Origin of the sequence: Defluviimonas sp. D31 (genome assembly GCF_033436765.1) — a bacterium.
Lineage (GTDB): Bacteria > Pseudomonadota > Alphaproteobacteria > Rhodobacterales > Rhodobacteraceae > Albidovulum.
In genome coordinates this window covers 103,648-116,270 of the sequence record NZ_JAWQFN010000006.1, presented here as the reverse complement: position 1 = coordinate 116,270, position 12,623 = coordinate 103,648, and the positions used below count along the sequence as shown (strand labels likewise).

The 12,623-nt window shown below is 70.1% G+C and carries 10 protein-coding genes; 4 read left to right on the top strand and 6 right to left on the bottom strand.

The annotated features are described in order from the left end of the window. Nucleotides 1-54: 54 nt before the first annotated feature. From R5H32_RS12495 to R5H32_RS12480, 4 genes are read right to left on the bottom strand one after another with little or no spacing between them, the layout of a single operon-like run. Nucleotides 55-321: a hypothetical protein gene (locus tag R5H32_RS12495; protein ID WP_318339014.1), complete on the bottom strand. Its 267-nt coding sequence runs from the start codon at nt 319-321 to the stop codon at nt 55-57. Further along, nucleotides 318-926, bottom strand: coding sequence for a glycerol-3-phosphate 1-O-acyltransferase PlsY (plsY, locus tag R5H32_RS12490; protein WP_318339013.1), 609 nt, complete (start codon nt 924-926; stop codon nt 318-320). Before plsY ends, R5H32_RS12495 begins: the two co-directional genes overlap by 4 nt. Next, nucleotides 919-2,220 (bottom strand): dihydroorotase, encoded by a 1,302-nt coding sequence (gene pyrC, locus R5H32_RS12485; RefSeq protein WP_318339012.1) that lies wholly within the window; start codon nt 2,218-2,220, stop codon nt 919-921. Before pyrC ends, plsY begins: the two co-directional genes overlap by 8 nt. Then, the gene (locus R5H32_RS12480; RefSeq protein ID WP_318339011.1) at nt 2,217-3,179 is read right to left on the bottom strand and encodes an aspartate carbamoyltransferase catalytic subunit; all 963 of its coding nucleotides are present in this window, start codon (nt 3,177-3,179) and stop codon (nt 2,217-2,219) included. The genes pyrC and R5H32_RS12480 overlap by 4 nt, the downstream gene beginning before the upstream one ends. A 109-nt stretch (nt 3,180-3,288) precedes the next feature. Between R5H32_RS12480 and R5H32_RS12475 the strand changes: the two genes are divergently transcribed. The 4 genes from R5H32_RS12475 to R5H32_RS12460 all read left to right on the top strand — a co-directional run bounded on the left by R5H32_RS12475 (nt 3,289) and on the right by R5H32_RS12460 (nt 9,517). Then, on the top strand, nt 3,289-4,080 hold the full coding sequence (locus R5H32_RS12475; RefSeq protein ID WP_318339010.1) for a uracil-DNA glycosylase: 792 nt from the start codon (nt 3,289-3,291) through the stop codon (nt 4,078-4,080). After that, nucleotides 4,077-4,619, top strand: a complete 543-nt coding sequence (moaB, locus tag R5H32_RS12470; RefSeq protein WP_318339009.1) for a molybdenum cofactor biosynthesis protein B — start codon at nt 4,077-4,079, stop codon at nt 4,617-4,619. The genes R5H32_RS12475 and moaB overlap by 4 nt, the downstream gene beginning before the upstream one ends. Before the next feature lie 88 nt (nt 4,620-4,707). Beyond that, nucleotides 4,708-6,165, top strand: coding sequence for an efflux RND transporter periplasmic adaptor subunit (locus tag R5H32_RS12465; RefSeq protein WP_318339008.1), 1,458 nt, complete (start codon nt 4,708-4,710; stop codon nt 6,163-6,165). 4 nt (nt 6,166-6,169) lie between these two features. Beyond that, nucleotides 6,170-9,517: an efflux RND transporter permease subunit gene (locus R5H32_RS12460; protein WP_318339007.1), complete on the top strand. Its 3,348-nt coding sequence runs from the start codon at nt 6,170-6,172 to the stop codon at nt 9,515-9,517. A 30-nt stretch (nt 9,518-9,547) separates the two neighbouring features. Here the strand turns inward: R5H32_RS12460 and R5H32_RS12455 are convergent, their stop codons facing one another. After that, on the bottom strand, nt 9,548-10,825 hold the full coding sequence (locus R5H32_RS12455) for an OpgC domain-containing protein (RefSeq protein WP_318339006.1): 1,278 nt from the start codon (nt 10,823-10,825) through the stop codon (nt 9,548-9,550). Next, complete coding sequence (gene mdoH, locus R5H32_RS12450; protein ID WP_318339005.1) at nt 10,812-12,608, bottom strand: glucans biosynthesis glucosyltransferase MdoH; 1,797 nt, start codon at nt 12,606-12,608, stop codon at nt 10,812-10,814. Before mdoH ends, R5H32_RS12455 begins: the two co-directional genes overlap by 14 nt. Between the last annotated feature and the right edge of the window lie 15 nt (nt 12,609-12,623).

Genomic DNA, 12,623 nt, shown 5'->3' with positions numbered 1-12,623 from the left:
AGCACCCTTCCTGACGCGCGAAGCCTCTCTCGGGAGGTATCGCTTGTAAAGGGGTCAGTCCCGCTCGACCGTGACGCCCGTGACGAAGGCGCGCACCTTGGCCTCGGCCATCTCGCAAGGTTTCAGCCGGTCGCCGTTCTCAAGCGCGTAAAGGTTGAGGCTGATGTAATCCTGCCCGCCCAGTTCCCGCGCCACCAGCTTCACGCTGCGGCCACCGGCGAGAAGCGTCTTCTCGATCCGGTAGCGGCGGCCTTCGAACCAGCCCTCGCTGTAGCCCTCCGGGATCGCGTCCAGCGCCGCCCGGAACGGGTCACGGGTCACTTCTTGCCGCCGATCCTCGGCTCGGTCCCCGCCCTCAGCCGCGCGATGTTGGGCGCGTGACGGACAAAGACGAGGATCGCGAGGAGGACGATCAGCACCACCATGTCGCCATGGCCAAGGAGCGCCGCCCAGACCGCCGCCAGCGCCGCCGCGACCAGAGCCGAGAGCGACGAGATGCGGCTGACGACGGCGGTGGCGAGCCAGGTCGCGCAGGCCGCGAGGCCGACGGGCAAGGCGAGCGCGAGGAGCGTGCCGAGGAAGGTCGCCACGCCCTTGCCACCCTTGAAGCCGAGCCAGACCGGGAAAAGATGGCCGAGGAAGGCCGCGAGGCCGGCAAGCTGTGCCGCATCCTCGCCGGCCAGCGCGCGGGCGGCGAGGACCGCCGCCGCGCCCTTGCCGCCGTCGAGGATCAGCGTCGCAAGCGCCGCCCCCTTGTTGCCGGTCCGGAGCACGTTCGTGGCGCCGATATTGCCCGAGCCGATCTTCCTCAGATCGCCCAGCCCCATCAGCCGGGTCAGCACCACCCCGAACGGGATCGAGCCGAGCAGGTAGCCAAGAACTCCGGCGAGGATGAGCGCCGCCGCGCCGCTGGTGATCTCAGGCATTCCAATCCTCCGCCCCGAAGACCTGCCGCCCGCCGACGAAGGTCGCGAGCACCCTGCCTTCCATCCTCTGCCCGTCGAACGGCGTGTTCTTCGACTTCGAGCGCAGCTTCGCGCGGTCGAGCACAAACGGCGTGTCGGGATCGAAGAGCACCAGATCGGCCGGCGCGCCCTCCGCGAGCCGCCCCTGCGGCAGGCCGAGCCGTTTCGCCGGGTTGAGCGCCATCGCCCGGAAGAGCTGCGGCAGCGTCAGCTGCCCGGCATGGTAGAGCCGCATCGCCGCCGGCAGGAAGGTCTCCAGCGCCACGGCACCGGAGGCCGCATCCTCGTAAGGAAGGCGCTTCGATTCCTCGTCCTGCGGCGTGTGCATCGACGAGATGATGTCGATGAGGCCGGACGCGACGGCCTCCACCACCGCGAGACGGTCGTCCTCCGACCGCAGGGGCGGCTTGACCTTGAAGAAGGTGCGGTAGTCGCCGACGTCGAACTCGTTGAGCGTGAGGTGGTGGATCGAGGTCCCCGCCGTCACGTCGAAGCCGTTCTTCTTGGCGCGTTCGAGGGGCGGCAGGGCGCGGGCGGTGGTGATCTGGTCGAAGTGGTACTTCACCCCGGTCATCTCGACCATGCCCATGTCGCGGTCGAAGCCGATCCGCTCGGCCATCGGCGAGACGCCGGGCAGGCCGCGCAGGGAGGCGAACTTTCCGCTGGTCGTGGCGGCACCCGCCGACAGGATCGGCTCCTGCGGATGGCCCATCACCAGGGCACCGAGCGACCGCGCGTAGGTGAGCGCGCGGGAGAGCACCTTGGTGTCGGTAACCACATGATCGCAATCGGTAAAAGCGATGGCGCCGGCGTCGAGGAGGAAACCGATCTCGGTCATTTCGCGCCCTTCGCGACCCTTGGTCAGCGCCGCCATGTGGCGGATCCGGACCGGGCTCGCCTCGGCGGCGCGGCGGGTAACGAATTCGAGTGTCTCGGGATTGTCGATGGCGGGATGGGTGTCGGGCCGGGCGATGATCGTGGTGACGCCGCCCGCCGCCGCCGCGAGGCCGGCGGAGCGGAACGACTCCTTGTGACGCTCCCCCGGCTCGCCGATCTTGACGCCGAGGTCGACGATACCGGGGGCGAGGCATTTGCCGTCGGCATCCAGTCGGCGAAGTGTCGGGCTCTTGTCGGGCATCCCGTCGGGCGTGTCGAAGACGCGGGCGATGACGCCGTCCTCGATCAGCACCGCGCCGAGCGCGTCGGTTCCGGCCTCGGGGTCGATCAGGCGGGCATTGGTGATGAGGGTTGTCATGCCATCACCCCCGCCGCCTGCCGGCCGCGTTCGGTCCTCAGGTTCCGCGCCAGGAGGTCCATGCAGGCCATGCGCACCGCGACGCCCATCTCGACCTGGTCCTGGATCACCGACCGGTTGATGTCGTCGGCGAGTTCGCCGTCGATCTCCACCCCGCGGTTCATCGGGCCGGGGTGCATGACGATGGCGTCCTCCCTGGCATAGGCCAGTTTCTCCGCATCGAGCCCGTAGCGGTGGTAGTATTCCCGCTCGGAGGGGATGAAGCCGCCGTCCATGCGTTCCTTCTGGAGGCGCAGCATCATCACCACGTCGCAGTCCTTCAGCCCCTCGCGCATGTCCTCGTAGACCTCGCAGCCGAGGTCGCGGACGCCGGAGGGCATCAGCGTCGGCGGGCCAATGAGGCGGATGCGGTTCTCCATCTTGCCCAGAAGGATCAGGTTCGAGCGGGCGACCCGGCTATGGGCGATGTCGCCGCAGATCGCCACCGTGAGGCGCTGGATCCGGCCCTTGGCGCGGCGGATCGTCAGAGCATCCAGCAGTGCCTGGGTGGGGTGTTCGTGGCGTCCGTCGCCCGCGTTCAGGACCGCGCAGTTGACCTTCTGGGCGAGGAGATCGACGGCACCCGAGGCGGGGTGGCGCACCACCAGAAGGTCCGGGTGCATCGCGTTCAGGGTCAGCGCGGTGTCGATCAGCGTCTCGCCCTTCTTCACCGAGGAGTGCTGCATCGCCATGTTCATCACGTCGGCGCCGAGCCGCTTGCCGGCCAGCTCGAAGGAGGCCTGGGTGCGGGTCGAGGCCTCGAAGAACATGTTGATCTGGGTCATGCCCTTCAGCGAGTCGGCCTGTTTCACCGTGCGCTGGTTCAGCGCGACATATTTCTCGGCGAGATCGAGGACGGTGCGAATCTCCTCCGGGGCCAGGTGTTCGATGCCAAGGAGGTGACGCGCGCGGAAAGTCATGTGGTGCTCCGGTCCCGTTTCGCGCCAGCTTATGGCAAATGGACGCGGGCGGGGCAACGGTCAAAGCGGGCGCTTGCCCCCGTCGTGCCGCGGCCCTAGCTTGGCGGCCATGCAGACCGCCCTCGCCCATATGGATTTCCACGCCGCCAAGGCGCTGCTCGACTGGCAGATCGAGCTTGGCGCGGACGAGCCGATCGGCGAGGCCCCGGTCAACCGCTACGAGATCGCGGCCCAGGCGCCGAAGCCCTCGGCCCCGGCCGCACCCGACGCCCCGGTGGCGGCAGAGCCGGAGGCCGATCCGGTCGCCGCCGCGACCGAGGCCGCGGCGCGGGCCGGGAGCCTTGAGGAACTGGCCGCGGCCCAGGCGGCGTTCGAGCTTTGCGAGCTGAAGAAGGGGGCGCGCAACTTCGTCTTCGCCGACGGCAACCCCGAGGCGCGGGTGATGATCCTCGGCGAGGCGCCGGGGCGCGAAGAGGACATGGAGGGGCGGCCCTTCGTCGGCCGCGCCGGCCAGCTTCTCGACCGGATGTTCGCGGCGATCGGGCTTGCCCGGACCGCGCATCACGCCGACGAGGCGCTCTACATCACCAATGTCATGCCTTGGCGGCCGCCGCAGAACCGCGACCCGGACCCGGCCGAGATCGCGATGATGCTGCCCTTCGTGAAGCGGCATGTGGAGCTCGTGAACCCCGATATCCTCGTCCTGATGGGCAACACGCCCTGCGATGCCGCGCTCGGCAAGCGCGGTATCCTCAGGCTGCGCGGCACCTGGACCGAGGCCTTCGGGCGCCCGGCGATGCCGATGACCCATCCGGCCTATCTCTTGCGCACCCCGGCGGCCAAGCGCGAGGCCTGGGCCGATCTTCTCGACATCAGGGCCCGCCTCAAGGACAGGACATGAGCCGCATCGACGACACCAAGGACTTCATCCCGGTCCGCATCGCCGTCCTCACCGTTTCGGACACGCGGTCGATGGCCGAGGACCGTTCCGGCGACACTCTGGTGGCGCGGCTGACCGAAGCCGGGCACCGCCTAGCCCACCGCGATATCGTGCAGGACGAGCGTGACCGGATCGCCGCGCGGCTCCGCGACTGGATCGCCGATCCGGAGGTCGACGTGATCCTGACGACCGGGGGCACCGGGCTCACCGGGCGCGACGTCACGGTCGAGGCGCACCGCGCCGTCTACGAGAAGGAGATCGAGGCCTTCGGCACCGTCTTCACCATCGTCTCGATGCAGAAGATCGGCACATCTGCGGTGCAAAGCCGTGCCTGCGGCGGGGTCGCGGGCGGCACCTATCTCTTCGCGCTGCCGGGCAGCCCCGGCGCCTGCAAGGACGCCTGGGACGAGATCCTGAAGTGGCAGTTCGACTACCGCCACCGGCCCTGCAACTTCGTCGAGATCATGCCGCGCCTCGACGAGCATCTGCGACGGAAGTAACGGCTTCGCGCGTTCAACCCTTTGGACTTGGAGGATTTGCGCTCCGGGTCTAGGATTTCTGCGCCGCGGGGCAACGAAACGGGAACCGATGCGATTTCTCCTGCGCAGCCTTGCCGGGCTGTTCCTTCTTGCGCTGACAATCGCGCTTCTGGCGGTGGCCGGGGCCACGCTCAGATCGGCGTTCGAGGCGCGCAATGCCGACAAGGGCAGCGCCCGCCCGGCGGAGGAGCGGGTCTTCACCGCGCGGGTGATGGCGTTGGAGCCCGGGCGCATCGCCCCGGAGATGACCGTGTTCGGAGAGGTCAGGAGCCGCCGCAAGCTGGAGCTCCGGGCCGCCGCCGCCGGGCAGATCGTCGAGCTCGCCCCCGATTTCGCCGACGGCGCGGTGGTCGCGGCGGGCCAGCTCCTGGTGCGGATCGACCCCGCCGATGCTCAGTCGGCGCGTGATCTCGCGCGGACCGGCCTGCGCGAGGCCGAGGCCGAGGTGCGCGACGCGGCTCGTGCGCTGGAGCTTGCGCAGGCCGATCTCGACGCCGCCAAGGCGCAGGCGGCGCTCCGGGCCAAGGCGCTTGAGCGGCAGACCGGGCTGGCCGGGCGTGGCATCGGCACGGCGGCCGATCTCGAAACGGCAGAGCTTGCGATGTCGAACGCCCGACAGGCCATCGTCTCGCGCCGCCAGGCGCTCGCAGAGGCCGAGGGCCGCGTCGACCGGGCGGCGACCTCGCTCGACCGCCAGCATCTCGCGCTGGCCGAGGCCGAGCGGCGGCTCGCGGAAACCGAGCTCAGGGCCGGTTTCTCGGGGGTTCTGTCCGGGGTGACGGTGGTCGCGGGCGGGCTTGTCGCCAAGACCGAGAAGCTCGGCGAGCTGATCGACCCGACGACGCTCGAGGTCGCCTTCCGGGTCTCCACCGCGCAATACGCGCGGCTGATCGACGAGACCGGGCGGCTGCGGCCGCTGCCGGTCCGGGCCGCGCTCGACGTCTTTGGTGCCGATCTCACGGCCGGGGGGCGGCTGGCGCGGGTCGATGCGGCGGTCGGGGAGGGTGCCAGCGGGCGGCTGGTCTTCGCCACGCTCGGCGACGCGCCGGGCTTCCGGCCGGGCGATTTCGTGACGATAAGGATCGCAGAGCCACCGCTCGACGGCGTGGCTTTGGTGCCCGCGGTGGCGGTCGGCTCCGACGGCACGGTGCTGGCGCTCGGACCAGACGACCGGCTCGAAGCGGTGCCGGTCGAGCTGCTCCGGCGCCAGGGCGACGACGTGATCCTCGCCGTCGACGCGCTTCAGGGCCGCGAGATCGTGGTCGAGCGCACCGCGCTCCTCGGCGCGGGCATCAAGGTCCGGCCGGTGCGCGGCGGGGCGGCGACCGGGGTGGCGGGCGAGGCGCTGATCGACCTCACGCCGGAGCGCCGCGCGGCGCTCATCGCCTTCGTCGAGAATTCGACCGCGATGGCCGACGAGGCCAAGGCGCGCGTGCTCGCCAGGCTTCGCGAGGACCGGGTGCCGGCCGAGATCGTCGAGCGCCTCGAATCGCGGATGGGGGGCTGAGGCCGTGGCCGCGCCACGCGACAGGCTGGGTGCCGCGGGCGGGATCCTGTCCTATTTCACCCGCCACGCGACGGCGGCGAACCTCGTCCTCGTGCTCTTCATCGCCGCCGGGCTCGCCGCCCTGCCGCGGATGCGGGCGCAGTATTTCCCCGACGTGGTGATCCAGGAGGTCACCGTCACCACCGAATGGGAGGGGGCCGGGGCCGAGGATGTCGACCGCGGCATCGTCCAGCTTCTGGAACCGGCGCTGATCGCGGTCGAGGGCGTGGCCGAGGTGTCCTCGGTCGCGCGCGAGGGCGTGGCCACGGTGACGCTGGAATTCGAGCCCGACTGGGATCTCGGCCGCGCGGTGGACGAGGTGGAGGCGGCGGTCGCCGCCGTGACCGGCCTGCCCGACGACTCCGAGCGGACCGAGGTGCGGCGCAGCGCCTGGCGCGACCGGGTCACGAACCTCGTGCTCACCGGGCCTGTGGCGCCCGACCAGCTGACGCGGCTCGCCGACGAGCTTCTGGCGCGGCTCTTCGAGGCCGGGGTGACGCGCGCCTCGGTCGAGGGGCTCGCCGCGCCCGAGGTGGTGATCGAGGTGCCAACGCTCGAACTGATGCGCCATGACCTGACGCTTTCCGGGATCGCCGAGCGGGTCGGCGCCGAGGCCGAGGCCGATCCGGCGGGCGAGCTTGGCGGCGGCGCGGCGCGGCTCAGAACCGGGACCGAACGGCGGAGCCCCGACACGCTTCGGGCGATCGTGCTGCGCTCCGAGCCCGACGGCACCGCGCTGACGCTTGGCGACGTGGCGCGGATCAACGTCGCGGGCGGCACCGATGTCCATGCCTATTTCGTCGGCGACGCGCCCGCGGTCGTGCTGCGCGTCGACCGCTCGGCCGAGGGCGACGCGATCGCGATCCAGCGCTCTGTCGAGGCGGTGGCCGAGACAATGCGGCCGTCGCTGCCCGCCGGCGTGACGATCGACCTGATCCGGGTGCGGTCCGACGATATCAGCGCCCGGCTCGACATCCTGCTCAACAATGGCGCGATGGGGCTCGCGCTGGTGGTCTCACTCCTCTTTCTGTTCCTCAACGCGCGGACCGCCTTCTGGGTGGCGGCCGGGATCCCGGTGGCGATGCTCGCGGCGGTGGCGCTGATGCATGCCTCGGGCCTGACCCTCAACATGATCTCGCTCTTCGCGCTGATCCTGACGCTCGGCATCGTCGTCGACGACGCGATCGTGGTGGGCGAGCACACCGACTTCCGGGTCCGGCAACTGGGCGAGGCGCCGTTCACCGCGGCCGAGACCGCGGTCCGGCGGATGGCGGCGCCGGTCTTCTCCTCGACCGTGACCACGGTGATCGCGTTTCTCGGCCTCACCGCGATCTCGGGCCGCTTCGGCGACCTGATCGAGGACATTCCCTTCACCATCAGCGTCGTCCTCATCGCCTCGCTGCTCGAAGCCTTCCTGATCCTGCCGAACCACATGGCCCATTCGCTGTCGAAAGCGGCGCGCGGGCACTGGTACGACGCGCCGAGCCGGGTGATGAACAGCGGCCTTGCCTGGGTCCGCGACCGGCTGTTCCGCCGGCTCACCCGCGCGGTAATCGCCGCGCGCTATCCGGTGCTCGCGGCGGCGCTGGCGCTGCTCGCCTTCGAGGTCGGTCAGTTCATTCGCGGCGATGTCTACTGGCGGTTCTTCGACCGGCCGGAACGCGCCTCGATCACCGGCAATTTCGCGATGCTGCCAGGCGCCACCCGCCAGGATAGTATCGAGGTGATGCGCGCGCTCCAGGAAAGCGTCGAGACGGTCGCCGCGAAGTACCGGGACGAGTTCGGGGTCGAGCCGCTCGACTACGTGATCGCCGAGGTTGGCGCCAATTCCTGGCCGCGGCTCGCCAGCGCCGAGACCAAGGACCCGGACCATCTCGGCTCGATCTCGATAGACCTCGTCGATCCCGACCTCAGGAGCTGGTCGGCCTTCGAGTTCACCGCCGACCTGCAGGAGGCCGCGCCCGGCCATCCGATGCTGGAGGAGCTGTCCTACCGCAGCTGGCGCCACGGGCCCGGCGGTGCCGCGCTCGACGTCCAGCTGAGCGGGGCGGATGCCGACACGCTGAAGGCGGCGGCCGAGGCGCTGAAGCGGGCGCTTGCCCCCTTCCCCGAGGTCTCGGCGCTCGAGGACAGCCTGCCCTATGACAAGGACGAACTGGTGCTCGAGCTGACGCCGCAGGGCCGCGCGCTCGGCTTCACGGTCGAGGCTTTGGGGCGCGAGCTCCGCAACCGGTTGAGCGGGATCGAGGCCGCGACCTTCCCCGCCGGCACCCGCACCGCGAAGATCCGGGTGGAACTGCCGGAACGCGAACTCAGCGCGGACTTCCTTGACCGCACGCTCCTGCGCAGCGCGGCCGGGGCCTATGTGCCGCTTTCGGACATCGTCACGGTGACGGCCCGCAGCGGCTTCTCGACGATCCGGCGCGAGATGGGGCAAAGGGTGGTCTCGGTGACCGGCGATCTTTCGGAGGATTCGCCGGAACGCGCCACCGAGATCGCCGACGCGCTCGAGACCGAGGTCCTGCCGCGGCTCGCCGAGGATTACGGCGTCGCCTACCGTCTTTCGGGGCTGCGCGCGGAGGAGGACACGTTCCTTTCGGACGCGCTCTTCGGGCTGACCGCGGCCCTGGCGGGGATCTATGCGGTGCTGGCCTGGATCTTCTCGAGCTGGACCCGGCCGCTCGTCGTGATGGCGGTGATCCCCTTCGGGCTCATCGGCGCGATCCATGGCCACGCGGCCTGGGAACTGCCGCTGTCGATGTTCTCGGTCGTGGGGCTGATCGGCATGTCGGGGATCATCATCAACGACGCGATCGTGCTGATCACCACGGTCGACGACTATGCCCGCCGCCGCGCCTTCGCCGAGGCGGTGGTCGACGCTGTGGCCGACAGGCTCCGGCCGGTCATGCTGACCACGGCGACGACGGTGCTCGGCCTCGCGCCCCTGCTCTACGAGGGCTCGCGGCAGGCGCAGTTCCTGAAGCCGACGGTGATCACGCTCTGCTACGGGCTCGGCTTCGGGATGTTCCTCGTGCTGCTCGTGGTGCCGGCGTTGATGGCCGTGCAGCAGGATATCGCGGGCCTGCTGCGCGCCGCCCGCCGCGCGGCGCGGAACCGGGCGCTGCGCCCGCTGATGGCCGGCGTCGCTCTGGCGCTCGCGGTGGCGTTCGGGGTGCTTCTGGCGCCCGCGCTGCTCGACGGGGCGGCGGTGGCGCCGGCGCTCGGGCGGTTCACGCTCGCCGCCGCGGCGGTGACGCTGGCGGCGGCGGCGTTCGGGATCTGGTCGCTGACGCGGCGGCGGGAACGGGGTTAGGCGGCGTCTTCGTTGGGTATCTTCGCAGGGCTATCCGGCGACGGCGGGAACGTCGTATCCCGTCGTCGGCTGCGGCGCGGCGCGTCCGCGCCAGAACCGCGGTTTCGCCGACCGCGTCGCGGAAAGCACGTCGGACTTGTCGCCGTTCGAGGCAGAAGGCTGCGCCGCTCGGCGTTTCCAGTCGCCGAGCCAGGCGATGCCCCAGAGCGCCAGCGTGCCGGCCGGGATGTAGAGCCACGGCACGATCGCCACGCCGTCGAAATAGCGGAGCAGCGCCTGCCCTGCGAGCGACAGCAGCGTGCCCGCGGAGAAGACGAGCAGACCTTGCCGGCCCATCAGGCGCAGCGGCTCGGCGAACCTGTGGGCGCTCAGCCGCGCGATGACCGGCAGGCACGATACGACGTAGATGAGCGCCAGGACGTGCAGGAGCCGCAGCATCGGCAGATAGGTCTTGTCGTGGGAGGTGATGTGGAACGGCAGCCCGTAGGACTGCAGCCGTGCCATGACGCCGTTCATGGTCGATCCCACTTCCGGCACATAGCGCCAGGCAAAGACGAAGACGAGCCAGCCCGCCGCCAGACCGAACAGCGCCCGGCTCTTGGGCACGAACCGTTCGCCGTCGCGCAGGGCGACGCCCGTCAGGAGCCCGACGGTGAAGATGAGCTGCCAGGCGAAGGGGTTGAAGAACCAGCCGCCGGGGTTGGGATAGGCGGGGATGTTGAGGCGGAAGAGCCCGGTGGCGAACCACAGCGCAATGGAGACGGCCAGAAGCGCGCGCGGCGCGCGCAGGGCCAGATGGATGGCGAAAGGCGCCGCAAGGAGCAGCACCGAATAGGCCGGCAGGATGTTCACATAGCCGATCTGGTGCCCCATCGCCACGATGCCGAGAAGCGTCTGCGAGGTGTTCTCGAACACCTGCCGCAGGTTGTTCTTGGTCAGAAGCTCGGTCAGCCCGTACATCTCGGCCGCCGCCGCGAAGATCGCGATGCCGGCCATGGTCAGGAAGATGTGGCTCAGGTAGAGCACCCAGGCCCGCTTCCAGACCGGAGCGATCCCGGCCCAGACCCCGATCTCGCGCCAGCGTACGATTCCTGCGGTATAGGCCAGCCCGGCGGCCATGCCCGACATGGCGAAGAAGCTCTCGGCCGCGTCGGTGAAGCCGAGGTTGCGGAGCGTGAGGTATTCGTACCAGTTGCCCGGCACATGATCGATGAAGATCATCACCAGGAGCAGGCCCCGGAACAGGTCGATCCGGGGATCGCGCGGGCGCCGGGTGCGGCCTGCGGTCTGCGTGTCAGGCTGGGACATGAAGCGCCTCGTTCGGCAGGGTTTCGGCGGCCGTGGTGTCGTGAACGGTCCCGAGCCAGCGGCCGTGAATCTCGCGGAAGCTGGCGAGGACCGGCGGTGCGGCTTCCTCTTCGGGAACGCTGAAGTGGCGCAGGCCGACGGGTTGCGACGACCACGAGATCAGCAGCGGTGCGGCGATCATCGGCAGCGCCACCGGCAGCAGCCAGGGCAGCAGGTCGAAGGCGAGTTGCCACGTCAGCGCGAGGACGATCAGCCCGGTCGCGACGATCCAGCCGGAGGCCCTTGCCGCCTCCGCGAGCGTCAGCGCGCCTTCGCCGCGCGCGTTGGCCGGCCAGCCGCCATCCTGCCCCGAGAGGACCTGCAAAACGGCCCGCGACTGGAACATCAGCATGACCGGGGCGAGCGCCGAGGTGAGCAGGATCTCGACCGCCACCGATCCAAGCGCGCGCGCCGATCCTCCGAACTCGCGGGTGCGCCCGGTGATGGCGGATTTCGTCAGGATGGCGAACTTGGGCATGATCAGCAGCCCGATGATGCCGAGCACCAGCGCCGTGATCTCGCGGCTCCGGTCGGAGGGGAAGACCGGGAAGAGCTGGTAGGTGTTGGGGAAGTAGTCCGGCTCGGGCGCCAGCACGGTGCCCGCCACGGTGCTGACCAGGAACACCGCCCAGAGGACCGAGACGAGATAGGCGAAGATGCCCTGGACGAAGACGAAGCGGCTCCACCCGGCGAGGCCCGGCGCGAAGAGAAGCCGCATGTGCTGGAGGTTGCCCTGGCACCAGCGACGGTCGCGCTTGGCGTAGGAGAGGATGTTTTCCGGCCCCTCCTCGTAGGAGCCGCTGATGCCGCTGTCGGCCAGCACGCGCCAGCCGCCGCGGGCGAGAAGGGCGGCTTCCACATAGTCGTGCGACAGGATGTGACCGCCGAGCGGCGGCTTTCCGGACAGTTCCGGCAGGCCGCAGGACTGCGCGAAGGCGTTGACGCGGATGATCGCGTTGTGACCCCAGTAGGGGCCGGTCGCCCCCTGCATCCGTTCGAGCCCGCGGGTAAAGACCGGGCCGTGAAACGCCGCGGCGAACTGCATCGCGCGGCCGAAGAAGCTGCGCGCGCCGATGATCCGCGGCAGGGTCTGGAGGAGACCGAGCTTCGGATCCGCATCCATGCGCGCGATCATAGCGGCGAGCGCCTCGCCGGACATCAGGCTGTCGGCGTCGAGCGTCACCGCATAGTCATAGGCGCCGCCGGACCTGCGGATGAAATCCTCGACGTTGCCGGCCTTGCGCCCGCGGTTGTCGCTGCGGTTGCGGTAGTAGATGTGATCGGCGCCGCCGGTTTCGGCGATCAGCAGGCGGTACGCCGCATGCTCGGCCGCCTGCCCCTCGGCGGAGCGCGTGTCGGACAGGATCACGATGTCGAGCTTCAGCCCCACGTCACGGATCGAGCGGTCCATCGCGGCGATCCTTGCGAAGGTCGCGACCGGATCCTCGTTGCAGATCGGAACGAGCACCACCGTCGCAGCATCCGAATTCACCGATGCGATCGTGGCGGAGCGCCGGCGCGGCCGGAGCCCGGTCAGCGCCAGCGCGGCGCCCCAGGCCAGCCAGCCGGTGGTCAGCAGGATCAGGCCGGTGCGAATGGCGTCCCAGACCTGGAACCCGTCCTGCAATCCGGCGTCGGTGATCAGTACCGACGCGCCGACCGCGGCGGCGGCGGCAAAGCCGATCGCCAGCGTCCGGATCCGGACCGTGGCGGCGTCCGGCGAGAGATGAGCTCGTGATGTCACGTCAGCCCCTCGCCG